The 25,602-nt window shown below is 53.6% G+C and carries 22 protein-coding genes and 1 pseudogene; 10 read left to right on the plus strand and 13 right to left on the minus strand.

What is annotated here, in order from left to right; translation table 11 throughout:
- Nucleotides 1–81: 81 nt before the first annotated feature.
- Entirely contained in the window at nucleotides 82–1,449 is a 1,368-nt protein-coding gene (locus J1784_RS13290) for an NCS2 family permease (RefSeq protein WP_217149610.1), read from the minus strand.
- A 534-nt stretch (nucleotides 1,450–1,983) separates the two neighbouring features.
- The gene (locus J1784_RS13295; protein WP_217149682.1) at nucleotides 1,984–2,652 is read right to left on the minus strand and encodes a glutathione S-transferase family protein; all 669 of its coding nucleotides are present in this window, start codon (nucleotides 2,650–2,652) and stop codon (nucleotides 1,984–1,986) included.
- Nucleotides 2,653–2,920: 268 nt separating this feature from the next.
- Between J1784_RS13295 and J1784_RS13300 the strand changes: the two genes are divergently transcribed.
- On the plus strand, nucleotides 2,921–5,014 hold the full coding sequence (locus J1784_RS13300) for a putative bifunctional diguanylate cyclase/phosphodiesterase (RefSeq protein ID WP_217149611.1): 2,094 nt from the start codon (nucleotides 2,921–2,923) through the stop codon (nucleotides 5,012–5,014).
- A gap of 19 nt (nucleotides 5,015–5,033) precedes the next feature.
- Here J1784_RS13300 and J1784_RS13305 read toward each other — a convergent pair whose 3' ends face one another.
- Entirely contained in the window at nucleotides 5,034–6,596 is a 1,563-nt protein-coding gene (locus J1784_RS13305; RefSeq protein WP_217149612.1) for a methyl-accepting chemotaxis protein, read from the minus strand.
- Between the two features lie 247 nt (nucleotides 6,597–6,843).
- Nucleotides 6,844–7,647: an inositol monophosphatase family protein gene (locus J1784_RS13310; protein WP_217149613.1), complete on the minus strand. Its 804-nt coding sequence runs from the start codon at nucleotides 7,645–7,647 to the stop codon at nucleotides 6,844–6,846.
- A 171-nt stretch (nucleotides 7,648–7,818) separates the two neighbouring features.
- Between J1784_RS13310 and J1784_RS13315 the strand changes: the two genes are divergently transcribed.
- From J1784_RS13315 to modA, 3 genes are all read left to right on the plus strand, one after another.
- Complete coding sequence (locus J1784_RS13315) at nucleotides 7,819–8,451, plus strand: LysE family translocator (RefSeq protein WP_217149614.1); 633 nt, start codon at nucleotides 7,819–7,821, stop codon at nucleotides 8,449–8,451.
- 97 nt (nucleotides 8,452–8,548) lie between these two features.
- Complete coding sequence (locus J1784_RS13320) at nucleotides 8,549–9,637, plus strand: ABC transporter substrate-binding protein (protein ID WP_217149615.1); 1,089 nt, start codon at nucleotides 8,549–8,551, stop codon at nucleotides 9,635–9,637.
- 47 nt (nucleotides 9,638–9,684) lie between these two features.
- Entirely contained in the window at nucleotides 9,685–10,425 is a 741-nt protein-coding gene (gene modA, locus J1784_RS13325) for a molybdate ABC transporter substrate-binding protein (protein WP_217149616.1), read from the plus strand.
- Between the two features lie 4 nt (nucleotides 10,426–10,429).
- Here the strand turns inward: modA and J1784_RS13330 are convergent, their stop codons facing one another.
- Nucleotides 10,430–11,287, minus strand: a complete 858-nt coding sequence (locus J1784_RS13330) for a PA4780 family RIO1-like protein kinase (protein ID WP_217149617.1) — start codon at nucleotides 11,285–11,287, stop codon at nucleotides 10,430–10,432.
- Nucleotides 11,288–11,740: 453 nt separating this feature from the next.
- On the opposite strand from J1784_RS13330, the gene J1784_RS13335 reads away from it, so the two are divergent.
- Nucleotides 11,741–12,856, plus strand: a complete 1,116-nt coding sequence (locus J1784_RS13335; RefSeq protein ID WP_217149618.1) for an SDR family oxidoreductase — start codon at nucleotides 11,741–11,743, stop codon at nucleotides 12,854–12,856.
- A 145-nt stretch (nucleotides 12,857–13,001) separates the two neighbouring features.
- On the opposite strand, the gene J1784_RS13340 is transcribed toward J1784_RS13335, so the two are convergent.
- The 3 genes from J1784_RS13340 to J1784_RS13350 all read right to left on the minus strand — a co-directional run bounded on the left by J1784_RS13340 (nucleotide 13,002) and on the right by J1784_RS13350 (nucleotide 15,157).
- Entirely contained in the window at nucleotides 13,002–13,625 is a 624-nt protein-coding gene (locus tag J1784_RS13340) for a glutathione S-transferase family protein (protein ID WP_217149619.1), read from the minus strand.
- Between the two features lie 34 nt (nucleotides 13,626–13,659).
- Nucleotides 13,660–14,193 (minus strand): GNAT family N-acetyltransferase, encoded by a 534-nt coding sequence (locus J1784_RS13345; RefSeq protein ID WP_217149620.1) that lies wholly within the window; start codon nucleotides 14,191–14,193, stop codon nucleotides 13,660–13,662.
- 85 nt (nucleotides 14,194–14,278) lie between these two features.
- Entirely contained in the window at nucleotides 14,279–15,157 is an 879-nt protein-coding gene (locus tag J1784_RS13350; protein ID WP_217149621.1) for an AraC family transcriptional regulator, read from the minus strand.
- 187 nt (nucleotides 15,158–15,344) lie between these two features.
- Here J1784_RS13350 and J1784_RS13355 point away from each other — a divergent pair, with 187 nt between their 5' ends.
- Together J1784_RS13355 and J1784_RS13360 are read left to right on the plus strand one after the other, a co-directional pair.
- Nucleotides 15,345–16,250, plus strand: coding sequence for a DMT family transporter (locus tag J1784_RS13355; RefSeq protein WP_217149622.1), 906 nt, complete (start codon nucleotides 15,345–15,347; stop codon nucleotides 16,248–16,250).
- A 116-nt stretch (nucleotides 16,251–16,366) separates the two neighbouring features.
- The gene (locus J1784_RS13360; RefSeq protein WP_217149623.1) at nucleotides 16,367–16,747 is read left to right on the plus strand and encodes a tautomerase family protein; all 381 of its coding nucleotides are present in this window, start codon (nucleotides 16,367–16,369) and stop codon (nucleotides 16,745–16,747) included.
- 10 nt (nucleotides 16,748–16,757) lie between these two features.
- Here J1784_RS13360 and J1784_RS13365 read toward each other — a convergent pair whose 3' ends face one another.
- Nucleotides 16,758–17,498, minus strand: coding sequence for an SDR family oxidoreductase (locus tag J1784_RS13365; RefSeq protein WP_217149624.1), 741 nt, complete (start codon nucleotides 17,496–17,498; stop codon nucleotides 16,758–16,760).
- 121 nt (nucleotides 17,499–17,619) lie between these two features.
- On the opposite strand from J1784_RS13365, the gene J1784_RS13370 reads away from it, so the two are divergent.
- Nucleotides 17,620–18,528, plus strand: coding sequence for a LysR family transcriptional regulator (locus tag J1784_RS13370; protein ID WP_217149625.1), 909 nt, complete (start codon nucleotides 17,620–17,622; stop codon nucleotides 18,526–18,528).
- Here J1784_RS13370 and J1784_RS13375 read toward each other — a convergent pair.
- Together J1784_RS13375 and J1784_RS13380 are read right to left on the minus strand one after the other, a co-directional pair.
- Nucleotides 18,518–19,432, minus strand: coding sequence for an AraC family transcriptional regulator (locus J1784_RS13375; protein WP_217149626.1), 915 nt, complete (start codon nucleotides 19,430–19,432; stop codon nucleotides 18,518–18,520). The genes J1784_RS13370 and J1784_RS13375 overlap by 11 nt on opposite strands.
- 6 nt (nucleotides 19,433–19,438) lie before the next feature.
- Nucleotides 19,439–20,860: an aldehyde dehydrogenase family protein gene (locus J1784_RS13380; RefSeq protein WP_217149627.1), complete on the minus strand. Its 1,422-nt coding sequence runs from the start codon at nucleotides 20,858–20,860 to the stop codon at nucleotides 19,439–19,441.
- Between the two features lie 130 nt (nucleotides 20,861–20,990).
- On the opposite strand from J1784_RS13380, the gene J1784_RS13385 reads away from it, so the two are divergent.
- Nucleotides 20,991–21,476 carry a hypothetical protein gene (locus J1784_RS13385; protein ID WP_217149628.1) on the plus strand — a complete coding sequence of 162 codons (486 nt, stop codon included), beginning with the start codon at nucleotides 20,991–20,993 and terminating at the stop codon, nucleotides 21,474–21,476.
- A 62-nt stretch (nucleotides 21,477–21,538) separates the two neighbouring features.
- Here the strand turns inward: J1784_RS13385 and J1784_RS13390 are convergent, their stop codons facing one another.
- Both J1784_RS13390 and hpxO read right to left on the minus strand, forming a co-directional pair.
- Nucleotides 21,539–23,116, minus strand: a complete 1,578-nt coding sequence (locus J1784_RS13390) for a hypothetical protein (RefSeq protein WP_217149629.1) — start codon at nucleotides 23,114–23,116, stop codon at nucleotides 21,539–21,541.
- Between the two features lie 126 nt (nucleotides 23,117–23,242).
- Nucleotides 23,243–24,400 (minus strand): FAD-dependent urate hydroxylase HpxO, encoded by a 1,158-nt coding sequence (gene hpxO, locus J1784_RS13395; RefSeq protein ID WP_217149630.1) that lies wholly within the window; start codon nucleotides 24,398–24,400, stop codon nucleotides 23,243–23,245.
- A gap of 257 nt (nucleotides 24,401–24,657) precedes the next feature.
- On the opposite strand from hpxO, the pseudogene J1784_RS13400 reads away from it, so the two are divergent.
- A pseudogene (locus J1784_RS13400) lies at nucleotides 24,658–25,512 on the plus strand (LysR family transcriptional regulator).
- Nucleotides 25,513–25,602 lie beyond the last annotated feature (90 nt).

A 25,602-nucleotide genomic window follows, 5' to 3' on the forward strand; every position in this document is an offset into this window, starting at 1 on the left:
GGACGGGATTTAAATCAGTGCGTGCGGTTACAACTGGGGATTTACTGCTCCTCCCCCTGCGAAGGGGGAGGGAGTAACAAATCAAATCGCCCATCCGCCCGCATAAAACACCACCAGCGCCACGGCGATGATCACTGTACCCAGGTTCAGTTTGCGCCATTCGCCGGAGAAAATACGGCCAATCACCAGCGAGCTGAAACCGAGCATAATGCCGGTCACGATATTACAGGTCAGCACGATGAACACGGCGCACAGCAATCCTGACATGGCATCCACGAAATCGTTGAAATCCAGCTTGGTCACGTTGCTGAGCATCAGCAGGCCAACGTACATCAACGCCGGAGCGGTCGCGTAAGCAGGCACCAGATACGAAAGCGGAGACAGGAATAACATCAGCAGGAACAGTACGCCGACAACCGTCGCGGTCAGGCCAGTTTTGCCGCCAGCTGCCGTACCGGCTGCCGATTCGATGTAAACCGCCGCAGGGGATGCGCCAACCAGTGAGGCGAAAATGCTGCTCACAGAGTCTGCGGTCAGGGCTTTGCCGCCGCTGATGATCTGGCCATTTTCGTCCAGCAGGTTTGCCTGTCCGGCCACTGCACGGATGGTGCCGGTGGCATCAAATACCGCCGTCATGACCAGCGCCAGAACGCTTGGCAATACCGCGGCTTTCAGCGCGCCCATGATATCGAGATCGAAAATCACCGATTTGCCGTCAGCCCCTGCCAGAGATGGCATCGCGAACAAACCCTGATATTTCACGGCAGGATCGAAAATCAGACCAATAATGGAAATCGCGATAATCACCAGCAAAATGCCGCCGGGAACACGCAGTTTCTCAAGACCGAAAATCACCGCCAGACCGAGCAGCGTCATGATCACCGGGAAAGAGGTAAATGCGCCCAATGCGACAGGTAAGCCGTCCAGCGGGTTTTTCACCACCAGACCAACACCGTTGGCAGCGATCAGCAACAGGAACAGACCGATACCGATGCCAGTGCCGTGCGCAACCCCGACGGGGAGATTGCGCAATATCCACGAACGAATGCCGGTCACCGAGATAATGGTGAACAATACCCCCATCAGGAATACCGCGCCGAGGGCAACCGGTACGCTGATGTGCTGGCCGAGCACCAGACTAAAGGCGGTAAAGGCAGTCAGAGAAATAGCGCAACCAATCGCCAGCGGCAGATTAGCCCACAGGCCCATCAGCAACGAGCCAAAACCGGCAACCAGACAGGTCGCCACAAACACGGCGCTTGGCGAAAAGCCCGCTTTACCGAGCATTGACGGCACAACGATGACCGAATACACCATCGCCAGAAACGTCGTTAAGCCGGCGATCACTTCCTGGCGAACGTTACTGCCACGCGCACTGATTTTGAAAAAAGAATCAAACGGGCCTTTTGGCGCAACAGCGCTGCCCGTCGGAGTGTGTTGACTCGACATGGAAAATCCTCTGAATGTCTCTACTGATTAGCCGGCGTGGTCATTATGAAACCGTTTCTGCACGTTTACTTCCTTATTTGTCGTCTGAAACCGCCGAAACAGGCATCAGAACGGCAAGGCAAACGTTTAACTCGCATCGCGTATGGCGGGACAAAAATTAACGCAAACGATTATCCGGCCTTTAGTACTTCCATTTCAACTCCGTTCGCCGACAATTTACCGTTGTCTGGTCAATAAAAACGCGGTTGTGGTGGAAATCTATCCGGCTGGCGATTTGCTGTGCGATAACGGTTGCGCACGCTGTTCAACGTGGAGGGAAACAGGGAGGACAAATCACGATGAAACGTCATCGCGGAATGCAAAAAGCAGGAGAGAAAAATAACAGGACGTTTATTAAGGTTTATTTTTGATGGCGTCTGTTGCGCCAATTTGCAGCCAGCAAAAAGCCCGCTATTAAATATAAAAAGGGAAAACGTTCCGGCGATAAAAAAACCAAAACGCTTCCCTTTATATTTTCCGCTGACTTAAAAACAATTAACGCAGAATATTCAACGGGCCACCGGTTTCCAGTGCCCGCTGATAAGCCGGTCGGGCTGTCACATTGGAAAGCCATGCATTTATATGTGGGTATTTTTCCAAACCGGTACGGGCATTGACGGCTTCTACCGGGAAACTCATCTGAATGTCCGCCGCACTGAACTGATAACCGGCAAAATAAGGATGGGTGGTCAGATGCTGCTCGAGATAATCCAGATGAGTATAAATTTGTTTATCGAGATAGTTTTTTTGCACACCCTGACCAATCGCGCTTCCAATCGGACGGATCAGCCACGGCATGGGCGGTTTACCTAAGCGGCCAAAAATGAGCTTCATGACCAGCAACGGCATCAGCGAACCTTCCGCATAATGCATCCAGTAGCGGTACTGCTGGCGCTCGGCGAACGCCGAAGGTTTCAGCGTTCCGGCCTCGTCATAGACTTCCTGCAGATATTCGATAATGGCGCCGGACTCCGCCAGAATCAGACCGTTATCTTCGATTACCGGAGACTTGCCCAGAGGATGGATTTTCTTCAATACGGCGGGCGCCAGCATCGTTTCTGCGTTGCGCTGATAACGTTGCACTTCGTAAGGGACGCTCAATTCTTCGAGCATCCATAAGATTCGCTGTGATCGGGAATTATCTAAATGGTGAACTGTTAACATAACTGTCATCTGCCCTTTCGTATTTAATTATTTGTTAACTATAGACAACGCTTTCGATGCCCGTGTCACATTCGCTTTAAAAACCCTTGTTTTCATCAGGATTAATATCATGGACATCTTTTTATTTGATAAAAATCACTTACGGATTAATCTTAATTACACGAAAAAAATTATCGTAACTTCATTCGCCTTTAATAAATCTTAATGCCATTATCGCCGGATAAAAAATCAGCCCGTCGCTTTCGACTCTATGTTTGTGGAGCCTTACATGTTTTCCAGTAATTACAACAATGTGCTTGTAATGTTTTCGTTCATTGTTGCAATGCTTGCCTCTTATACCGCGCTTGATATGGCTGGCCGGGTTGCCACCACGGAGGGAAGGGCTTCCCGACTTTGGTTAATTGGTGGCGCCATTGCAATGGGTATCGGTATTTGGTCCATGCATTTCATCGGCATGTTGGCCTTTAATTCTTCTATGCCAATGGGTTACGACCCGGTTATTACGCTGCTTTCCATGCTGATCGCGATTGTTTCTTCAGCCTTTGCGCTCTGGCTGGTCTGCCTGCAGGAGCTGCCAGTGCGGCGTTTGCTGGCGGGTGCATTGCTGATGGGTGGCGGTATTGCGGCCATGCATTACACCGGCATGTCAGCGATGCTGATGATGCCGCCGATTGTTTATGACTTCCGTTGGGTCACGTTATCTGTCGTGGTGGCCATTGTTGCATCCGGCGCGGCGCTGTGGATGGCGTTCCATCTGCGTCAGCAGTCGCCGAATGTGCGACTGTTGCGCATCAGTGCCGCCGTGGTGATGGGCACAGCGATTGTCGGTATGCATTATATCGGCATGGCCGCTGCCGAATTCCCGATGGACAGCCACAGCATGGCGGCGTTCAGTGGCGTGGATAATAACTGGCTGGCGCTGCTGGTGATTGTGGTGACGCTGGCCATTCTGGCGATCACCCTGATTATTTCCATTCTTGATGGCCGGATGCAGGCACGCACGTCGATTCTGGCGTCGTCGCTGGCGCAGGCTAATCGCGAGCTGACTCAGCTGGCGCTGCATGACAATCTCACCCGTCTGCCGAACCGCCTGTTACTGGAAGACCGCCTCAGTCAGGCATTTCAGAAAGCCTCGCGGGGGGAATCACAGTTTGCGGTGCTGTTTTTGGATCTCGACGGATTCAAGGCGGTTAACGATGCTTTCGGGCATCACATCGGCGATCAGCTGTTAATTTCTGTCACTGAACGCCTGAAATCTCAGTTGCGCGCGACAGACACGCTGGCGCGTCTGGGCGGCGATGAATTTGTCCTGTTGGTGGAAATCGCCGATCCGACGGATGCTTCACAGTTAGCCGATAAACTGGTGCATCTGATCGCCCGTCCGTTTTACGTCTCCCGTTACGAACTGCTGGTTTCCGCCAGCGTCGGTATCGCGGTGTATCCGGGCGACGGTGAAAATGAGCGGGAGCTGATGCTCAATGCCGACGCGGCGATGTATCACACCAAAAATTCCGGCCGCAACGGACACAGCTTCTTCCAGCCGTCGATGAATGCCAATGCGCAAAACCAGTTGCAGATGCTCAATGATTTGCGTCTGGCAATCGAACACCACGAACTGCGCCTGCACTATCAGCCGAAATTTATCGCGCCTTACGGGCCGGTCAGTGGTTTCGAGGCGCTGCTGCGCTGGGAGCGTGACGGCAAAACGCTGAGCCCGGACGTGTTCCTGCCTCTGGCGGAAAAAACCGGTTTAATCATCCCGATTGGCGAATGGGTGCTCAATGAAGCCTGCCGCCAGTTGCGCGAATGGCATCTGGAAGGACATACCACCTGGACAGTGGCGGTCAATCTTTCCACGCTACAGTTTGAGCAGTCAAATCTGGTGGAAATGGTGATTGAGACGATTGAACGTCATCAGATCCCGCCGGAAATGCTGACGCTTGAAGTCACAGAAACCACGGCAATGCGCAATCCGGACGTCAGCGTGGAAATTCTGGAACGCCTGACCCAGTTTGGCGTGAAGGCCTCGATTGACGATTTCGGTACCGGCTATTCCAGCCTGCTTTACCTCAAGCGTCTGCCGGCCAGCGAACTGAAAATCGATGGGGCATTTATTAATGACCTGATCGCGGGCAGTGAAGATGCCAGTATTGTTTCGGCGATCATCGCTCTGGGTCAGACCCTCAATCTGAAAGTGGTGGCCGAAGGTGTGGAAACCACCCAACAACAGGATTTCCTTACACAGCTGGGCTGCGACACGTTGCAGGGCTATCTGCTGGGGCGTCCGATGACACCGCAACAGATTGCCCAGCACCCCGATGCCGACTGGGAACCACAGCTCACTATTAAACAGAAAGCGTAATGACAGATAGCGTCGTATTTCAGGCAGTCGCTGTGCGGAAAAACCGCACAGCGTTGCGTAATTCGACGCTTTGTTCGGTCAGCGATTGCGCGGCAGCGGCAGCCTGTTCAACCAGCGCCGCATTTTGTTGCGTCACCTGATCCATCTGATCGACCGCAATCCCCACTTCATGAATACCGGAATGTTGCTCCGAACTGGCCGTCGAAATTTCACTGACGATCTCAGCCACCTTATTCACCGAAATCACGATTTCACTCATGGCCTTACTGGCGCGATCGGCCTGATCTGAGCCTTCTGAAATTTTAGTCACCGTGTCCTGAATAAGGTCTTTAATCTCTTTTGCCGCCTGCCCGCTTTTTTGTGCCAGCACACGGACTTCACTCGCGACCACCGCAAAACCTTTGCCCTGCGTTCCCGCACGCGCTGCTTCTACGGCGGCGTTAAGCGCCAGCAAATTAGTCTGGAAAGCAATGCCTTCGATGACGCTGATGATATTGATGATTTCGCTGGAACTGCCGGAAACATCACGCATATGCGCCTGCATACCGCTGACAATCGCCCCGCCCTGCGAGGCCGTTTTCGAAGTTTCGTGAGCCAGCTGGCTGGCCTGGCGCGCATTCTCAGCATTCTGACTGACGGTCGCCGTCAGGTTTTGCATATTCGAACTGGTTTGCACCAGCGATGCCGCCTGCTCTTCCGTGCGCTGCGAGAGATCTACGTTACCCTGCTCAATCTCACTGGCGGCATGATTAATCGACTCGCTGCCCTGCATAATCTGATGAATGGTTTTATTCAGTTGCAGATTCATACCGTTGAGTGAAGCCAGCAAACTGTCCGTATCTCCCGGCTTAAGGGCTATTCTGGCAGCCAGATTGCCGGTGGAAATCTCATGCATAATCGAAGCCGCATAGGCAGGTTCTCCGCCCAGCTGTTTAATCAGATTGCGTGCCAGCAACAGCGCCATGAGCAGCGAAATAATAAAGGCCACGACGACCAGCACTAAAAACATCACGCTGGCATTTTGATAGCTGCTGCGGGCCTGTGCGGCAGCTTTCTCGCTATTGGCAAGTTCGTCGCTGACCAGCTTCGCCAGACTCGCCATCAGCTGCGTGCGGTATTTACGCGAATTGTCACCGCTGATTTGCGTGGCCTGCGCAATATCGTTGCGCTCCATTGCTGTAATCACTTCGTCATTTGCCCGCGAAAACTGTTCGAAGTTGCTGACAATTTGCTTAAAAAGATCTGATTTACTGCCGCCGCTGTTCAGCTTCTGATACGCGTTTTCGGCGGCCTTAAAGGTATCAACGGCCTGCTGAATTTCCACCCGGTGCCCGTCGCGCGACGACCCTTGCGGCGAGGCGATATATTGCACCTGTTGCAGGCGTAATTCCGCCAGCGTCCCGCGCATGACCAGCGGATATTGCACGCCGGGAAGACGATAAGCCCGGTAGTTTTCGATCTGCTGATTACTGCTGCTGAGCAGCCAGGCGGACATTGCGGCAAGAGTAAGCATCAGCGCCATCACGACGGCGAAAGCGCCAAGTAAACGGGTAAGAACAGAGAGATTGGTGAATTTTTTCATCTGGACACATCAGAAAGTCAGTGAAAGGAGACTCTCATAACGGCCAAAAGAAAGGGAACTTTATGGCAAAATGAAACTATATTTCATTTTGTTAAACGCTGGCTTTCGAAATGTAATTCCAGGGTTACCGGACAAATTTTTCATGTTATATGCGCAGGCTAAAAACATGATCTGCGGCGTATTTCCCCGGTTTTTCCCTCTCTGGCCGAGAGAGCAGTATCGCCGCATTATTTCGAATGACTGAGGTTCACCTGGGCTCAAAACCCGGCCATAACGGCATGATGTCAGACATCAGATTCGGGGTTCCGGCTGCGACCGACATGTGCCGGTAATTCTCGATACCGTCCGGCGTTTTGGCGAATTTCACGACGGTTTGCAGTCCGGCTTCCTGACAAAGCACCGTACCACCTGCAATATCCCACAGCGTCGTGCGACGTTGCAGGTGCCCGTCTATAATGCCTTTAGCGGCAAACACCATGCCTATGGTCGTGCAGCGATAACAATGCACCGACCAGTGTGCAGCGCGCAGCCCCTGATAAAATGCCGACGCTTCATCCAGCTTGTCGTCGGAACTGTCCCCGAGGGAAACCACCTGTACGTCACCAAACCGGTCATCACGGCTAAAAGGCTTACCGTTATGGAAAATTCCCTTTCCGCATTCCGCTGCAAACAGGTCGTTTAATACCGGCAGCGCCACGACACCTATCACCGGCTTTTTGTTTTCCACCAGCCCGAGCGATACGCCCCACAGCGGCGAACCGCGCAGGAAATTCGACGTGCCGTCAATCGGGTCGATCACCCAGCAAGGCGCGTCGGTCAGCACGCCGCCCAGTTCCTCACCGATAATGGCATCGTGCGGGAAATGCTCTGCCAGCTGACCGCGGATAAACTGCTCGACCGCCACATCCGCTTCTGAGACGAAATCCTGCGTGCGTTTGCTGCTGACCTCAATGGTGTCCCGGCGGTTAAAAAAGCTCAGCGCCAGTTCAGCCGCCTGCGCCGCAATCTGGCTGGCCATCGCCAGACGCCCGGGCATTGTACTATTCGTCATCATAAATCCTGATTTTTACAGTCTGAAGGGTTTTCTGTTTCAAGAGACATTCACGCACATAGAATGCACCGGTTTTGATGAATAAAAAATGACAACGGGCCGCTTGCCAAAACAGCGCAAAACACTCTATATCTGTGTGCTTAACTTTTCTGCTTTTCGCCGGAGATTCCCATGCCTGATGCCGCCCACTGGATCCCTTTTTTACTGATTTGTCTCGGACTGGTGTTAACGCCCGGCCCGAACATGATCTACCTGATTTCGCGTTCACTGTGTCAGGGGCCAAAGGCAGGCCTGATTTCGCTTGGCGGCGTGGTGCTGGGCTTTCTGTTTTATATGCTGTTCGCCGCGCTGGGTATTACCGCGCTGCTGATGGCGGTTCCATTCGCTTACGACACCCTGCGCATCGGCGGCGCGGCGTATCTGCTGTATATGGCGTGGCAGGCGGTAAAACCCGGCGGTCGTTCGCCATTTCAGGTCAAAGATTTACCCCGCGACAGCAATAAAAAGCTGTTCAGCATGGGACTGGTCACCAGTCTGCTGAATCCTAAAGTGGCGGTGTTATACCTGACATTACTGCCGCAATTTCTCGTGCCGGGGCAGGGACATGTGCTGACGCAGTCACTGATTTTAGGAAGCTCGCAAATCCTGATCAGTGCGACGGTTAATGCGCTGATCGCCCTGTCAGCCGGTTATATCGCCGTCTTCCTTGCGGGGCGCCCTTTGTGGATGGTGCTTCAGCGCTGGTTCATGGGCGCGGTTCTGGGCGGGCTGGCAGTGCGTATGCTGCTCGACGGCCGTAAATAACGTTCAGTTTATAAGAACGGTCCTTTATCACCGGTCATATTCACTTAACGGCGAACTCTATATAATCCTCTGCACAACGAAACCAGAGGATTTATACGTGCGCGCATTATCATCCCGCTTTTTGCCTTCGGTCGCCCTGCTCGGGCTGGCCCTGAGCTTTGCCTCCCCTTCCGTTTTGGCTTCACGCCAGATTACTGATCAGTTAGGCCGTCAGGTCACGATCCCCGATAACGTGGATCGCGTGGTCGTTCTGCAACATCAGACCCTGAATCTGTTGGTTCAGCTCGATGCCACCAAAGACATTGTCGGCGTGCTGAATAACTGGCAAAAGCAGCTGGGCAGCGGTTATGTCCGTCTCGCACCGGAGCTTGCCAAAACGCCGGAAGTGGGCGACCTGACCAGCGTGAATCTGGAAAGCGTGGTAGCGCTGCATCCGCAGGTGGTTTTTGTCACCAACTATGCGCCGCAGGAAATGATCGACCAGATCAGCCAGGCCGGCATTGCGGTGGTCGCGATTTCACTGCGTGATGATCCCAAAGGCGAAGAACATAAAATGAATCCGGTGCTGCCTGATGAAGATAAGGCGTACACAGAAGGGCTGAAGAAAGGCATCGCGCTGATTGGCGAAGTGGTTAATCACCAGAAACAGGCTCAGGAATTGATCGACTATACTTTTTCAGAGCGCAAACTGACCGCCGGGCGTCTGAAAGACATTCCGCCTGAACAGCGCATCCGTACGTACATGGCAAATCCCGATCTAACCACATACGGTTCCGGTAAATACACCGGCCTGATGATGTCACATGCGGGTGCGATGAACGTGGCCGCTGCCACCGTGAAAGGATTCAAACAGGTGGCGATGGAACAGGTGATCGCCTGGGATCCGCAGGTGATTTTCGTCCAGGACCGATATCCGGAAGTGGTCGGGCAGATCAACAGTGATCCGAAATGGCAAAGTATTGATGCCGTTAAAAATCACCGCGTTTATCTGATGCCGGAATACGCCAAAGCCTGGGGCTACCCGATGCCCGAAGCGCTGGCGATCGGTGAACTGTGGATGGCGAAAAAACTGTATCCGCAAAAATTCGCAGACATCGACATGCAAGAACAGGCTAACGCTTATTATCAGCGCTTCTACCGGACGAATTTTAAACCCGCGGCAGACGCGGCGCGCGCGGGGAAATAACCTCGTCCCCGGCGTTTTTTATCGAGGCAATGTGACAAGGAGACCTGATGACAAATTCAATCAAAGTGCTGGCCGCAGGTAGCCTGCGCCGGGCATGGCAACCATTGTGTGAAGCCTTTACGGAAAAAACCGGCACGAAAGTGAATGCGGAGTTCGGCCCTGCCGGGCTGTTACGTGAACGCATCGAACAGGGTGAAAGAGTCGATCTGTTTGCTTGCGCTAATACTTCGCATCCGCTGGCTTTACAGCAGCATGGCAAGGCACTGTCAGTGGACAATTTTTGCGGCAACAGCCTGTGTGTGACGGCGCGTAAAGTGCCGGAACTGGAAACGCTTAACTGGTTGAAAGTGTTACTCGATTCGCGTTTCCGGCTGGCGACATCCACGCCAAAAAGTGATCCTTCCGGCGACTATACCTGGCAGATGTTTGAAAATATTGAGCGTCGTCATCCGGGTGCCGGTGAAGCATTGCGCAATAAAGCCTTACGGCTGGTGGGCGGTGAGAAGTCAGCAAAAGTGCCAGAAGGTAAACTGGCGGCAGAATGGCTGATTTGCAGCGGGCAAGCCGATGTGTTTATCGGCTATACCAGTTATGCCACGTTGTTGCGGGAAAATGATGAGCTGGAAGTGTTCAATATTCCGGCAGATTACAATGTCCGTGCCATCTACGCGCTGGCCACCTGCACCGAAAAAGGGAAACCGCTGGCAGAATTCATTCTTTCAGAAACCGGCCAGCATATTTTGCAGAACGCCGGTTTTTGCGGAAAGCATTCGGTGATGCCGGAATAAGGAATTAATGATCTAAATCGCGTTCCTTCATTGCCCGCTGACGATCGTAATACTCATCTTCGGCGGCAATGATTTCGTCGAGCAGGGAATCCACATCCGCTTTATGCGTATCCTCGGCAAACAGGCCAGTCAGCGGTGATTCCGGTGTCAGTTTACCGTCTTCATACAATGCCCAGATCTCTTTGGCATAACGCGTTTCCAGCAACTTCGGCGCGAACTGACCGTAGTACTCAGTCATGTTATTCACATCGCGCTCAAACATCGTTTCTGCGTGGTTATTGGCGGCAGCATCAACGGCCTGCGGCAGGTCGATAATCACCGGCCCGTCAGCGTCCATCAGCACGTTAAATTCTGACAAATCACCGTGAACGATACCGGCGCAGAGCATGCGCACGATATTGCGGATCATGGTTTCGAAATCCGCGACCGCTTCTTCTTCACTCAGGATGACATCACTGAGGCGCGGCGCGACCACGCCGTCAGCGTCGGTGATGAGCTCCATCAGCAACACGCCATCGAGGCAAATATAAGGCTGCGGCACGCGCACACCGGCATTCGCCAGACGAAACAGCGCATCAACTTCCGCCGTCTGCCAGGACTCTTCCTGTTGTTTACGACCGAACTTCGACCCCTTTTGCATCGCACGCGCGTTGCGGGTGTTACGGACTTTACGGCCTTCCTGATATTGCACAGCCTGTTTGAAGCTACGCTGCGTCGCTTCTTTATAAACCTTGGCACAACGTATCTCTTCACCGCATAAAACGGTGTACACGTCGGCCTCTTTGCCACTTTTCAGTCGACGGACCACATCATCAATCAGGCCGTCATCCACCAGAGGTTGGATTCTATTTGGGATTTTCATGCAGCCTTGTACCTTATTTCAGCGCATGAGGGAATGACCTGCGCAATATTCCCTTCATTACACACCAGACACGCCGTTCGCGTCATCCTTTCTTAATCCTTATCGCTTACCGCCTTCAGAGGTACAGTTTAACGTAGTGGCGATGGAGTGGATACTTTCTGCTCACAGGTTATTGTCATTCTGCGCAAAAAAGAAGAGGGGCAATGCGGCTGTTTTCCCTGTGAACCTCGCCACCGGTAATTTGACTTAACTAATTACTTCACACCTGATAATTATTTCTTACTGTAAATAAGTCCTGCCAGTTATTATATTTTAATTTCATCGGAACTTTTTCCCTGACTTGAACGTTTCGTGCTGTTTAGCCTTCGTTTATTAAGGGCAGGAAACGGTATACGCTGCGTTTAGAATTGAGGTGGTACTGTGCCGTTAATTTCCCGCTGCAGGTTGTCTGTTATGAACACTTTATTAATTACCGGTGCCACTGGCTTTGTTGGCGGAGCTGTCGTTGAATATTTTTTGCGTCAGCAATTAACCACCAAAAATAAACTATTGCTTTTAGTCAGGGCTGACGATAATGCGACGGGACTCGCCAGAATTATCGATAACTTAAAGAAATTTGAACTCAGTGATGAACAGCTTTCTGCGCTGAGCGACGCGTCAATATTAACCGGTGATTTAGCTGAACCAGCAAGTTTTATTCTGGATCCGCGTTTAGATAATGTCACCCATGTCATTAACTGCGCCGCCATTGCTTCCTTCGGTAATAATCCGGCTATGTGGAGGGTGAATGTTGAAGGCTCACTGGTCTTTGCCAAACGTATGGCGCAGGTCAAAGGGCTGCAAAGATTTGTGCATGTCGGCACGGCGATGGCCTCAATGCCGGATAAAGACAGCGTATTCTATGAAGGTATGCCGGATAACGAGCAGAACGAAGACCTGGTGCAATACACCGCGTCCAAGCGTGCTATCGAAAATTTGGTGCGGGAAGAATGCCCGTCACTGCCGTTTGTCGTCGCCCGTCCGTCGATTATCGTCGGCCATACCCAGCATGGCTGCCAGCCTTCGAGCAGCATTTTCTGGGTCTTTATGATGGCGATAAAACTGAAGAAATTTACCTGCACGCTTGACGACCAGGTGGATGTTATTCCGGTAGATTATTGCGCGATGGTGCTGGCAAAATTATGTCTGGAAACCGAACTCAGCCATAATTTTTATCATATTTCTTCCGGCGAAGAGATGTGTACGCCATTCCATGAAATTGATACGTCCGTGGCTAAAGCGAATAATGCGCCGCGTATTATCAGTGAATATGAGCAAATCAGTTATCAGGAATTCACCGGCATCCGTAAGCAATTTAAAGATGTGCTTGGACCGTGTAATGACAAAATCATTTTACGCGCCATTAAACTCTACGGCGGCTTTGCACAATTAAACGTGAAATTTGATAATTCACGATTATTGAATATGGGCATTCCAAAGCCAGCCGCGTTTAAAAGTTATATTGATAAATGTGTTTCCTCTACGCGGGGACAATCTATCAGTGAACTGATGCGGGTGGATTTTAAATAAACCAACGGCTGTTAAATATTCCCCCCCTAAATCATTCACGTTGCATCAAGGCGGCAACTGAATGAATCCCCGGGAGCTTACATAAGTAAGTGACCGGGGTAAATGAAGGCAGCCAACGCAGAGGCAGCGTGAAGGATGACGGGGATCAGACCAGACCGTTACGGCCATACTGACGAAAACCTTCGCGCTGATTCAGCCTGTCATAATACGCGCTCACTGCCGGTAACGCCGGACGTGGCATCGGCGTCATCGACCAGCGGTTCACCGCCAGCCCGAGCGGAATATCTGCCAGCGTAAAATTATCGCCCAGCACGTAATCACCGCTGCGCTGCAGCTGTTCTTCCAGCATCTGCATATGGCGGTTCCATTCGCTGACACCGGCATCAATCAGTGCCGGATCCTGATGTTGCGGACTGTTGCGCGCCAGCGCCGGAAACGCATAGCGCCAGGAATTATTCAGCTCACCGGCCTGCCAGTCCATCCACTGTTCCGTTAGCGCACGGCGTTTCGGGTCGGATGACAGCAAATCCTCACGCCCTTCCCGCGCCGCCAGATACCGGCAAATCACGTTGGATTCCCACAACACGAACTCGCCATCGAGCACCACCGGCACCATCGCGTTCGGGTTCAGCGCTTTAAAATCCGCTGTCTGCGTGGACTGAAAACCTGCGCCAAACTGATCCTGCTCGTAATCCAGCCCCAGCTCGTGGCAGGTCCACAACACTTTACGCACATTGATCGACGGTGATTTACCCAGAATCTTCAGCATGATTTCCCCTGTTAAGTGGAGCACAGATGGCCTGTCACGACGGGCGCACAAAAATCCGCGTGGCTGAGCCGTGATAAGTGGTGTCGGTTTTCGCCACGAAACCACATTTTTCCGCCAGACGAATGGAAACCTGATGTTCCGGCGCAATAATGCAGCATAGCTGACGATCCAGATTTTTTTCAGCCCAGCGGATCACCGCCTGCGCGGCTTCAGAGGCATAGCCTTTGCCATGAAATGACGGAGAAACCACCCAGCCCATTTCCGCCATGCCATTCAGCGACGGCGTGATGTCGCGCTGATAATCCGCCAGACCGATTTCACCGACAAACGTGCCTTCTGCGCCGTCGTTTTTTTCGAACACAATCCAGTAACCAAATCCCAGCATCTGCCAGTGACCGGGATAACGCAGCAGACGACTCCAGCTGGCTTCGCGGGTCGACGGTGTGCCGCCGATATATTTTACTATCGCCGGATCGGCCCATTGCGCGGCAATATGTTCAAAATCATCAACGTGATGGGCGCGTAAAATCAGACGTTCGGTTTCAATAACAGGTGCCCGGGTCAGCATGGTTTTCTCTGAATAAAGTGAGTTTCCATTAACTTAGCACTGGAATTACACGGACAGGAAGAGGGCTTTTAACGGGAAATGAAAATCAGACGATAATGCCGCCGCGCAGCGATGAAGGCGTCATGCCACGGACGGATTTAAAGCGGTTACTGAAATGGCTGGTGGAACTGAATCCGCACGCCAGCGCGATGGCGGTAATGTCCAGCGAGCTGGTTTTCAGCAGATTTTCCGCGCGGATCAGCCGGGCGTTCATTACGTACTGATGCGGCGCCATGCCCATGCTTTGCTTGAACATACGGGCAAAATGGAATTCGCTGAGTTGTGCCAGCGCGGCCAGTTCCGGCAACAGTAAAGGCTCCGCCAGATGGGTATGAATATAATCTTTCACGCGATTGAGAATATGCGGAGCCAGCCCGCCGCGCACCGTCGGCAGCGCCCATTGCAGATGGGTATAATTTTTGACCAGATGCGCCAGCAGCAAATTAGCCGCGCTGCTCAGCATCAGCTGATTGCTGTTTTCCTGCCACTGATTGTTGAGCAAGAAGTGGCGATACAGCAGCGTAATCTGCGGATCTTCTTCAAACGTGCGTTCTTCCAGCTCAATCGCCGCCGGGCTGCGATCCCAGGTCTGCTCGACGAGATGGCGCAGATGTTCATCAGAAGAATACAGATGCACAAACGACAGATCGTCGCGCACATCCCAGCTCGACATACTGCCTTTGGGCATCAGACAAAAGCGATCCGGCCCGCCGCCGTTGCGCCAGCCGCCACGGGTTTTGTGATAACACTCGTAACCGTTGGCGACGTACAGGCTCAGCGTATGGTGATCGGCACTTTCCTGATTCACGATGTCATTTTTGTTCGACCATGCCGCCAGCTGAATACCGGAACCCAGCTCCACACTGTCATGCAGAACCGCTTTGTGCTGACGCAGCGTTTCGAAAGCCTGATAAACCTTAGTCATGGCATTCCCGTGTGGAGGAAAGAAGAGCTTCAGTTTACGGTTTTTCCCCGCCCCAGAGCCACATTTTGCTGCCCTCAGAGACAAAAAAATGCGCAAGAATATGCAACTCCGTGCAAGTCGCTGAAAGCCTGCAATCTCGCGTTGCGGCACACTTCTTTCAGCCAATACTTTTTGAGTGAGAGAAACGATGAACGCTTTGCTTTATATCCTGGTGATTATTATCTGGGGCACCACCTGGTTTGCGATTTACCTGCAACAGGGCGACGTGCCGGTGACGGTGTCAATTTTCTACCGTTTCCTGCTGGCAGCAGTGATTATGCTGATGGCATTGCTGGCAACGCGCCGGTTACGCCGTCTGGCGCTGAAAGATCACCTGTTCTGCATGGTTCAGGGTTGCTGTGTTTTTTGCTTCAATTTTTACTGCTTCTATCACGCAGCGGCCTACATCACCAGCGGGCTTGAATCGGTGATTTTCTCAATGGCCGTGCTGTTTAATGCATTCAACGGCATGCTGTTTTTCCGCCAGAAACTCGCACCGGCGGTTATTCCGGCCTCCGTTCTCGGGCTGGCAGGAATTATCACACTGTTCTGGCATGATCTCAGCGCCGCGCATATCGCGCCGGAACTGCTCAAAGGTATCGGTCTGAGCCTGCTCGGTACCTACGGTTTCTCGCTCGGCAATATGATCAGCTCGCGCCATCAGCGTCACGGACTGGACGTGCTTTCCACTAATACGTACGCGATGTTTTACGGCACCGCAGTGATGGGCGCGCTGAGTCTGGCGCAGGGTGCGTCTTTCGCCATCGACCTCACGACGCAATATCTCGGCTCGCTGGTCTATCTTTCGGTGTTTGGTTCAGTGCTGGCTTTCGGTATTTACTTCACGCTGGTCGGGCGTATCGGTGCCAGTCAGGCCGCCTACAGCACGCTGCTTTTCCCGCTGGTCGCGCTGACGGTTTCCACGTTTTATGAAGGTTATCAGTGGCACGCCAATGCAGTTATCGGGCTGGCGCTGATCCTGCTCGGGAATCTGGTGATGTTCTGTCGTCCGGCCTGGCTGGAGATGTTCAGGCGCAAAACCGCAGTGGCGTAAGGCGGGTTACCGGTACGTACAAAAAATCGCTCGACAGACCGGCTCCTCGTGTTGCATACCTGAAAGGCCGCATCCTGAGAGATGCGCGCCCTACAGAAAATAACGAGGAGAATAAAATGCCTTTTGTACGTATTGATATGGTCGAAGGAAAACCCGAAACCTACCGAAAAACCGTCGGCGATGTGGTCTACGACGCCATGCGATCCACGCTGAACGTACCGGAAAACGACAAGTTTATTGTCATCTCCGAACACTCTCCGGCAGAAATGATGATTTCACCGGACTATCTGGATATCCAGCGCAGCCCGAACTGCATTGTCATACAGATAACGCTCAATGCGGGTCGCACGACAGACATGAAAAAAGCGTTCTATCACGCCGTAGCCTACGGACTGCACGAAAAAGTCGGTTTACGCTTAGAAGATGTATTCATCAGCCTGGTCGAAGTGCCGAAAGAGAACTGGTCCTTCGGCAACGGTGAAGCGCAATACGCGTGATCACAACCGCTTAAATAATCCCGCCATTCGCCTTCAGCGTCTGGCCGTTAACCCAGGCGCCATCGGGACCGGCGAGGAACGCGACGACGGAGGCGATATCTTCCGGCTGGCCGAGGCGTTCAAGCGGTGAGGTTTTGGCAATGGTTTCGATCAGTTGATCCGATTTGCCGTTGAGGAATAAATCCGTTGCCGTCGGGCCGGGAGCCACGGTGTTGACGGTTATCTGGCGTCCGCGCATTTCTTTGGTCAGCACGCGGCTCAGTGCTTCGACAGCGGCTTTGGTCGCGGCATACACGCCGTATGTCGGCTGGTATAAACCGACGACAGTCGATGAGAAATTGATGATACGCCCGCCGTTGTGCAGATGTTTCGCCGCTTCACGCAGCGTGTTGAAAGTGCCTTTCAGGTTGATGTCGATGAGGCGATCAAATGCCGCATCATCGGTATCCGCAATGGCCGAAAGCGTCATAATGCCCGCATTATTCACCAGTACATCCACGCCGCCAAACGCCTGTTCCGCGCTGGCAAACATCCGGCTGACCGCGGCTGCGTCGCTGATATCCGCCTGCGCGCTGATGGCTTTGCCGCCAGCCTGCTCGATTTTACTGACCACCGCGTCGGCTTCTGCCGCACCGCGTGAATAGTTGACGATCACGGTGAAACCGTCGCGCGCCAGACGTTCTGCGATGGCGGCACCAATACCGCGTGATGCGCCGGTGACCAGCGCGACTTTCTGTTTGGATGAAGTCATGATGCGTTTCCTTTTTTCAGTGCTTCGGATCTGTTGTCGATGAAGAAAGAGTAGCCGATTGACGCCGCCGGATAATTCCCTGATATTCGTTATCACTATCCGGAAAAGGCGAACAATCATCATGGATAAACTCGACAGCATGCAGCTGTTCACCCGCGTGGTGGAACTGCGCAGCTTTACGCAGGCCGCGCAGGCGCTGAACCTGAAACGTTCGACCGTCACTGATGCGATAAAGCAGCTGGAAACCCGGCTGAACATCCGGCTTTTGCAACGCACCACCCGTCACGTCAGCCCGACGCTGGATGGCGAAGCCTATTACCAGCGCTGTCTGCGCATTCTGGCGGATGTGGAAGATGCCGAAATGGCCTTTGCCGGTGCGCAGCCCAAAGGGCTGTTGCGGGTGGATGTGCACGGTTCAATGGCGCGGCATTTTCTGCTGCCCGGTCTGCCGGATTTTCTGGCGCAGTATCCTGACATTGAGTTTTACATGAGCGAAGGCGACCGGCTTGTGGATTTGGTGCGCGAAGGGATAGATTGCGTGATCCGCGCCGGAGAGCTGAAAGACAGCGATATGGTGGCGCGTGCGCTCGGTACGCTGCCGGAAATCACCTGCGCCAGCCCGGATTATTTACAACGCTTCGGGACGCCAAAAGCGCCCGACGATCTCACCGGTCACCGGATGATTGGTTTTCGTTCCAGCGCCACCGGCGGCCTGTTGCCGCTGGTTTTTCAGACGCAGGGCAAAACGCGTGAAATTCTGCTGCCGACCAGTTTATCGGTCAACGGCGCGGAAAGCATGAAAGAGGCGGCGCGGCGCGGAATGGGGATTATTCAGGTGCCGCATTACGGTCTGCTGGAGGATCTGGCGCAGGGAAGTCTGGTGCAAATTCTGGCGGATTATCCGGCCGGTTCACTGCCGGTTTCCCTTCTTTACCCGCGTAACCGCCAGCTTTCACCACGCGTGCGGGTGTTTATCGACTGGATGGTGAAAGAGTTTGCGCGACGGGATCCGCATCCGCTTACAGCGTGACGCCCTGCTGGCGCAGCTGACCGATATCCTGCAACGGCGGCGCGCCAAACGACCGGCGGTATTCACGGTTAAATTGCGACGGGCTTTCATAGCCAACCCGAAATGCCGCCGTCGCGGCGTCGATATTGCCGCTCAGCAACAGACGCCGCGCCTCGAGCAGACGGATTTGTTTCTGGTATTGCAGCGGGCTCATCACCGTGAGCGCTTTAAAACGGTGATGCAGATTGGAAACGCTCATGCCGACCGTTTTCGCCAGTTCGTCCATACGCAGCGGATGAGCAAAATTGGCTTTGATCCACTGAATCGCCTCGCTGACGCCCTTCCCCTGATAATACGACAGCAGATGCTGATAAAAATGACCGCCTTCCGGCGCGGTGATCAGCCGGTAGAAAATCTCTTTTTTCACCAGCTGGCCTAGCGCCTGCAAGTCCTGCGGAATATCCAGCATCGTCACCAGCCGCAAAAAAGCATCCGCCAGATAATTATCCGATTTCGCCACATAAGTCGCGCTGCCAGATTTAGGGATCAGCCGCTGATCGAGCTGCATGTCGATCATCAGATCCGCCATCTCTTTCAGATCCAGATCGATACGGATCCCCAGATACGGATGATCTTCCGATGCCTGCGTCACCAGCCCGGAAACCGGCATGTCGATGGCGGAAAGCAGATAACTGCCCGCGCCGTACTCCACCACGTCAGTGCCAATCAGCACCTTTTTCTGTCCCTGTAAAATCAGGCACATTGACGGTTCCAGCATGCCTTTATTGAGCGCGGTCGGATGGGTGAAACGGATAAAAGACAGCCACGGGAGCGCCGTCGGGCAGGAATTCTCTTCCGGCGGTAGCAGGGAAAAAGCGCGCAACACGCGCGCGCTCAGGGAAATCATGGACGTCATTGAAGTCATCGCGCCTCACTCATCGTCGATCAGGGTCTTCGGCTCAAGATACGCTTCCAGCCCGTAAGTGCCAAATTCGCGCCCTAAACCGGATTGTTTGAAGCCGCCGAACGGCGCATCAGGTTCGTCATACATGCCGTTGACGAACACCCGTCCGGCAATAATCTGCGCCGCGACCTCACGCGCCTGCTGACGGTTTTCCCCGCTGACATACGCCTGCAAGCCGTACACCGTATTGTTCGCCATCTGCACCGCCTCTTCGACAGTGCAGTAGGTCAGCACCGAAAGCACCGGTCCGAAAATCTCTTCGCGGGCGATAGTCATATCCGGTGTGACGTTGACAAATACTGTCGGTTTGACGAAATAACCGCTGTCTAATCCTTCCGGCCGCCCTTCGCCGCCGCACAGCAGTTCCGCACCTTCCTCAATGCCCAGACGAATATAATTCTGCACACGGGCGTATTGTTTGGCAGTCACCAGCGGGCCGATTTGCGTATCAGCCTGCGTCGGGTCGCCGACTTTCACATTCGCCACTGCCTGCAACAACTGCGTTTTCACTTCTTCGAGACGTTCCTGCGGCACCAGCAGACGCGTTCCGGCGATACATGCCTGACCGTTATTCATGGTGCCAACCGCCAGCGCCAGCGGAATGGCTTTCGCGAGATCGGCATCCGGCAGCAAAATATTTGGCGACTTGCCGCCGAGTTCCAGCGTGACGCGTTTCAGGGTATCAACCGCGTCGCGGGCAATGGTTTTGCCGACCAGCGTCGAACCGGTAAACGAGATTTTGGCGATATCCGGATGGCGGGTCATTTCGGCGCCCACCACATCGCCGCGACCGGTGACGATATTAAATACGCCCGCCGGTAATCCTGCGGCGTGCAGGCATTCGGTCAGCAACTGTGTTTGTCCCGCGCTCAGCTCGCTGGGCTTGATCACCACCGTGCTGCCCGCCGCCAGAGCGGTGGCCATTTTATTGCAGATGAAACCGTAATTCGCATTCCACGGCGTAATCAGCCCGACCACGCCGAGTGGTTCCATCACCACTTTTGCCCGGCCAATCTGGCGCACAAAGTCGTATTCATTAAGCAGTTTTATCGCCTGTAAAAAAGCGCCGGAAGACCGCGCAACGGTGCCCTGAACCATCGCCAGTGACCCGCCATATTCTGCGCTCATTACCACTTCCAGCTCATCCGCCCGCGCCAGCACCGCATCATGTAATTGCTGCAAATACTGAATACGCTGCGCTTTTGAGGTACGCGAGAATGTCGCGTATGCGGCTTTGGCGGCAGCAATCGCCTGACGGGTATCGGTTTCATCGGCCAGACGAACCTGCGCCGCAACCTGCTCGGTCACAGGATTAATCAGGTTCATCATTTCATTGCCGTGCGGGGTGACGAATTCGCCATTAATATAGATTTGATTAATCTGTTTCATGAATGCCTCCGGTGAATGAGCTTTCATGCTAAGACTTGTGCGCAAATCTCAGATAGACCAATACTGTGCAAGGATTGCCTGATCCTGCTGTCGGGGAGTAAAACAGAATGCTAACGATGGGGAGACGCCGATGACCACACCTGCTGTATTGCTGCATATCGGCAGCGAAGAAACGCGGGTTATCGTCCGAAATGATGATAACGAAGATAAAAATTTACTCCTGACACTCGGCTCACAGCTGACCTCCGTCGGCTATTTCCGCCATTCGCCGCCGACGCCGGATGAAATGGAAACCGCCATTATGGTGGTCGAGGACGAAGTGATCCGCATCCGCCATGATATTCCGCCGGGCGCCAGATTATTCAGTACGGATAATGATATCCGCGCGCTGGCCCGCATTGCCGGTGAGGCTGAAAACGAAGTGATGACCTTATCACTCGACGCCGTGGAGCGTACTTTCGACCGTCTGGCGCTGGTGATTAATGGCCGTCCTGCCCATTTCGAAGGCATACCTGACGGCAATGATTTCGCCGCCACCCTGCTGATTTTGCGAGAGTTTATGCATCATCTGCAATTTGATGACATCGTGGTAAAAGGCACAAAGTTCGAAATGTAAGCCTGCCATAAAACCATAAAAATACAGCCTCAGAAGAGGCTGTTTCGTTTTATCTGCGCTTATTAAAACCGGTTTTTGAGCTGCGTGGGATCAGATTCCATCAGTACCAGAGGGCTGAGATCCGGCAATGTCTGATGATTCAGGTAATCCTGGAATGACATCCGCGGAGCGTCATTTTCCCAGGCGGATTGCAGCTTGCCGAGCAGATTAGTGGTTTTCGACACGGATTCCGGCGTAGTGGTATCCGACTCCAGCGCGCCTTTCACATATTTCTGAATATGCGTTAAGTGGCTGGCAGACTGATCGACCGACGCACTGACCAGCGCCCCTTTGTGATACTGCATGGAGGTCGTGCTTTCTGACTTATCATCAATCTGATAATACAGGTAATTCTGTGAGTTGCGGTCACTGGTCAGGTTCAGCTGCAAACCCTGCGTCAGCGACTGATGATAACTGGCGACCAGATGTGACTGCTGTTTCTGCGAGATGTTGCGATCCTGCGTTCCTGTGCCGGTAATGGTGCTGGCTTGTGAAAGCTGATAGGAGAACGTATCGGTTTCGTCCGGGCGCATCGGATTGGTGGAATCGACCGGCGTTTGCGAAATGGACGCCGTGAAATCCGCCAGTCCGGTCATCATGTTTTTATCGGTTTTGGTCAGCGAGAAATACACCGGCTCAGGGCCCCGGCTTTTATAGGTCGTCTCCGTATCGCCGTAATTGCTGTTCAGCGCGGTAAAGGCATCTTTGAACATTGCCATCAGCGAATCGTCAGCATTCCCGCGATTCCCCGCACTGTTAATTTGCTTCAGATAACTGTTCAGCGCCTGTTTCTGCTGACTTTCAGTGCCCAGCAGTGCGCGTTTGCTCATGTCCACGCTGATATCCACCGTACCGGCGATACCGGTCGATTTCACGGAACGCGTATTCGCATCCGCATGGAAATCCAGCGTCTGGGTATTGGTGGTGCCGAGCGTGGCGTGTAAATCCACGGACGACAGCACAGAGGTATCAAATTTCGTCAGGCCACTCAGATCCAGCTTCGGCGGCTGCGCGGTCAGGCCATCAATCGCTTTCTGAAAACCTTCTGCCAGCCCGGCCAGAGCTCTGCGGTCGGCATCGCTGAGCGTGCCTTTGCTGACATTCACCTGCACGCCCAGACCGTCATCATCACTGCCGAGTGTAATATCCACCAGCGCGCCGCTGGCGGTTTTAATGCTCAGGCTTATCTGGTTATCGGCTTTGGTATGGAGCTGATTTTGGGCGGCGACGTTGCCCGCTGAACTGGCTGACTGAGCTGAAGTTTGTTTCATCACCGATTGCGAATAACTGCTTGTATCGGTAGTGAAACGCTCAAGCAGCGCCGCACCGAGCCCGGTAAAACGCGCCGCGTTACCGGCGTTACTGAAGTTCGACGCGAGCTTTGAAGACATCAGGTCGCCGGAAGAACGTTCCCAGACCAGTGCCGGTTTGGTGATAGCGTAAACCGGCGACGTGGTGTCCGTCTGGCCGATGTTCACCGCAGTGGATTGCGTTGCTGAAACCTGTTGCTGGCTGGTCGCAGAAGTGAGCGTAGCCGTGGTTTTGGTGGCGGTAACCAGCGTATTAAGCGCCTGATTACCTGTCGCAGAGATAACTGTCATCCTGATGAGTCCCTATGTTTTTGCGTCACAGCGCCAGTGGATACCCTGATCCTTCTGATGCTATTTTCGGCAAAAACACAGGAAACTTTAAGGATATGTAAAGAGTTATTTCCTGTGAGTAAATGGCTATTCCAGCGGGCCACCCAGAATGGTTTCGCACATACCGGAAAGAATGCGTTCGCCGGTTTCAGTTTTCAAATCTTCGTACCATTGTTCAGTGACGGCCATTTCTTTGCCGTGGGTCACATCGCAGCGTTTACGCGCTTTCAGCACCAAATCCTTCACGCGATACGCGCGTTTTTCCTGATACCGCAGCAGCGCATCTTCAATGCCTAATGAATTGGTTTGCAGCATATTGGCCAGCACCACCGCATCTTCCATCGCCGCGCACCCGCCCTGCCCGATATCCGGCGTGGTGCTGTGGCCGGAGTCGCCGAGCAGCGCAATCCGGCCTTTGACCAGTTGCATAAAGGGCTCAATGTCGTGGATTTCGACGCGGTTGGTGGTCTGCGGCTCAATCTGGCTGATCAGCTTCTGCACCGGTTCTGCCCAGCCTGCAAAGTAGCCCTGCAAATCGTCGCGCACGGTGGTGCGATCCTGCGGCAAACCTTTCGGCAGTGGCACATCAAAGAAGAAATAGAAACGGTTGCCGCTCACCGGCATCAGTGAAACGCGTTTGCCTTCGCCGACAAACGTCGTCCACTGATCGGCAGGCGCGATGCTTTCGTCGATTTCAACCAGCCCGTTCCAATTGACGTAACCGGCGTAGCGGCGTTCCGTCGCATAACCCAGCACATGCTGGCGGATAATAGAATGGGTGCCGTCGGCGGCGATCAGTAAATCGCCGGTCGCAGACGTGCCGTCGTCAAACCAGGCAGTGACGCTGTCGGCGGATTCTTCAACGTGCGTGACGCGTTTGCCGAACTGCACCTGATCACGACCATAAGTATCGAGCAGCATTGACTGAAGTTCTGCGCGCGCCACCGGATACGGCTGTTCGCCAACGCTTTGGATCAGCGGATCCATACTGAAACGCGTCATGGTCTGACCCTGCTGATATTCTTTGTAGGCCATAAAACGCATGTTGCCGCCAAGTTCACGCAGCGCGTCTTTCATACCCAGATAATTCAGGCACTTCACGCCGTTCGGCCAGATGGAAATCGCCGCGCCCACCGGTTTGATCTCCTTCACCGCCTCGTATACAGCCGTTTCAATGCCAAAACGCTTCAGCGCAATCGCCGCACACGCACCGCCAATACCGCCACCAATCACGATCGCTTTCATATTTTTCTCCCCTGAGTCATACAGGGGAAAAGCAATTTCTGTACCAGAAAGACAATTTGCCGCCGGAGCCTTGTATACAATCTTAAGTGAAATCAGAAACTGCCGGAGCGCGGGAGCGATGCCCTAAAACAAGGCGTTCTTTTGGAGCAGAAGTGGATAATTCACCGTGCAATGAGCCAGTCTGGTGCGCGGGCGCGAAGGTTGGTACTCTGGGTAGTATTGATATTTCGAATACGTTAAACATAAGTATTTATAAAATGAATCGCTATCCGATGTTCAGCCCGCAGTAATTACTCAGTTTTGTCGCCGTCTGCGAAACCGGCAGTTTTACCCGCGCCGCCGACCGCGTGTATCTGTCGCAATCGACGGTCAGTCAGCAAATCCGCAGGCTGGAAGAAGCGCTGGGCAAATCCCTGCTGGAACGCACCTCACATCAGGTGCAGCTCACCGAAGAAGGCGAACGGCTGCTCGGTTATGCGCGGCGGATCATCGCGCTCAACGGTGAAGCACACGATGCGCTGAATGACCAGTGGCCGGACGGCGTGGTGCGTCTTGGCGTGCCGGAAGATTTTGCGGCAGCGACTACCTCGTTGCTGGCACAGTTCAGCCGCGCCCATCCGCATATCCGCCTCGACGTCACCAGCGGCCTGAGCCACGAACTGCGTCGCGCCTGGCAACAGGACATGCTGGACATCATTCTGGTGAAGCAGCTGACCGGCGAGAAAGCCAATGCCTCGCGTCCCGAGCCGATGCTGTGGCTCGACAGCGCCGCGTTTCCGGCGTTTGAACGGGATCCGATCCCGCTGGTGCTGTTCCCGCTCAACGGGTTGTATCGCGAAGAACTGTGTCAGGCGCTGGATTCCCTCGGACGCAGCTGGCGCATCAGTTACAGCAGTGCCAGCCTCGCCGCGCTGGTCGCCGCCAGTGCTGCCGGGCTGGGCGTCACTTTATTGCCCGCCAGTTGCCGTCTGCCGGAGCACCGGATTTTGGGCACCGAAAGCGGATTGCCGCAGGTGGATAACGTCGAACTGGCACTGTTTTACCGCCCCGACGCGACGCCTGCACAAATCGCATTGGCCGGAAAATTAAAGGATTTTTGTCAGCTCAGTTAGCCATTACGTTTCCCACTGGCAGGCAGTGGGAAAAATCGCAGCCGGAACCGGCGATATCTTTTAGGGTGAAAGGGAAACAGCATCCTCCCG

The sequence above is a fragment of the Rahnella ecdela genome, assembly GCF_019049625.1.
Taxonomy (GTDB): Bacteria; Pseudomonadota; Gammaproteobacteria; order Enterobacterales; family Enterobacteriaceae; genus Rahnella; species Rahnella ecdela.

What these genes read in the sequence shown, in the direction of transcription:
- J1784_RS13290 (WP_217149610.1), bottom strand. Translation starts at nt 1,449, where the DNA reads ATGTCGAGTCAACACACTCCGACGGGCAGCGCTGTTGCGCCAAAAGGC.
- hpxO (WP_217149630.1), bottom strand. Translation starts at nt 24,400, where the DNA reads ATGAAAGCGATCGTGATTGGTGGCGGTATTGGCGGTGCGTGTGCGGCG.
- J1784_RS13300 (WP_217149611.1), top strand. Translation starts at nt 2,921, where the DNA reads ATGTTTTCCAGTAATTACAACAATGTGCTTGTAATGTTTTCGTTCATT.
- J1784_RS13340 (WP_217149619.1), bottom strand. Translation starts at nt 13,625, where the DNA reads ATGCTGAAGATTCTGGGTAAATCACCGTCGATCAATGTGCGTAAAGTG.
- J1784_RS13330 (WP_217149617.1), bottom strand. Translation starts at nt 11,287, where the DNA reads ATGAAAATCCCAAATAGAATCCAACCTCTGGTGGATGACGGCCTGATT.
- J1784_RS13345 (WP_217149620.1), bottom strand. Translation starts at nt 14,193, where the DNA reads ATGCTGACCCGGGCACCTGTTATTGAAACCGAACGTCTGATTTTACGC.
- J1784_RS13380 (WP_217149627.1), bottom strand. Translation starts at nt 20,860, where the DNA reads ATGAAACAGATTAATCAAATCTATATTAATGGCGAATTCGTCACCCCG.
- J1784_RS13315 (WP_217149614.1), top strand. Translation starts at nt 7,819, where the DNA reads ATGCCTGATGCCGCCCACTGGATCCCTTTTTTACTGATTTGTCTCGGA.
- J1784_RS13365 (WP_217149624.1), bottom strand. Translation starts at nt 17,498, where the DNA reads ATGACTTCATCCAAACAGAAAGTCGCGCTGGTCACCGGCGCATCACGC.
- J1784_RS13355 (WP_217149622.1), top strand. Translation starts at nt 15,345, where the DNA reads ATGAACGCTTTGCTTTATATCCTGGTGATTATTATCTGGGGCACCACC.
- J1784_RS13390 (WP_217149629.1), bottom strand. Translation starts at nt 23,116, where the DNA reads ATGACAGTTATCTCTGCGACAGGTAATCAGGCGCTTAATACGCTGGTT.
- J1784_RS13360 (WP_217149623.1), top strand. Translation starts at nt 16,367, where the DNA reads ATGCCTTTTGTACGTATTGATATGGTCGAAGGAAAACCCGAAACCTAC.
- J1784_RS13370 (WP_217149625.1), top strand. Translation starts at nt 17,620, where the DNA reads ATGGATAAACTCGACAGCATGCAGCTGTTCACCCGCGTGGTGGAACTG.
- J1784_RS13350 (WP_217149621.1), bottom strand. Translation starts at nt 15,157, where the DNA reads ATGACTAAGGTTTATCAGGCTTTCGAAACGCTGCGTCAGCACAAAGCG.
- J1784_RS13295 (WP_217149682.1), bottom strand. Translation starts at nt 2,652, where the DNA reads ATGTTAACAGTTCACCATTTAGATAATTCCCGATCACAGCGAATCTTA.
- J1784_RS13335 (WP_217149618.1), top strand. Translation starts at nt 11,741, where the DNA reads ATGAACACTTTATTAATTACCGGTGCCACTGGCTTTGTTGGCGGAGCT.
- modA (WP_217149616.1), top strand. Translation starts at nt 9,685, where the DNA reads ATGACAAATTCAATCAAAGTGCTGGCCGCAGGTAGCCTGCGCCGGGCA.
- J1784_RS13310 (WP_217149613.1), bottom strand. Translation starts at nt 7,647, where the DNA reads ATGACGAATAGTACAATGCCCGGGCGTCTGGCGATGGCCAGCCAGATT.
- J1784_RS13305 (WP_217149612.1), bottom strand. Translation starts at nt 6,596, where the DNA reads ATGAAAAAATTCACCAATCTCTCTGTTCTTACCCGTTTACTTGGCGCT.
- J1784_RS13375 (WP_217149626.1), bottom strand. Translation starts at nt 19,432, where the DNA reads ATGACTTCAATGACGTCCATGATTTCCCTGAGCGCGCGCGTGTTGCGC.
- J1784_RS13385 (WP_217149628.1), top strand. Translation starts at nt 20,991, where the DNA reads ATGACCACACCTGCTGTATTGCTGCATATCGGCAGCGAAGAAACGCGG.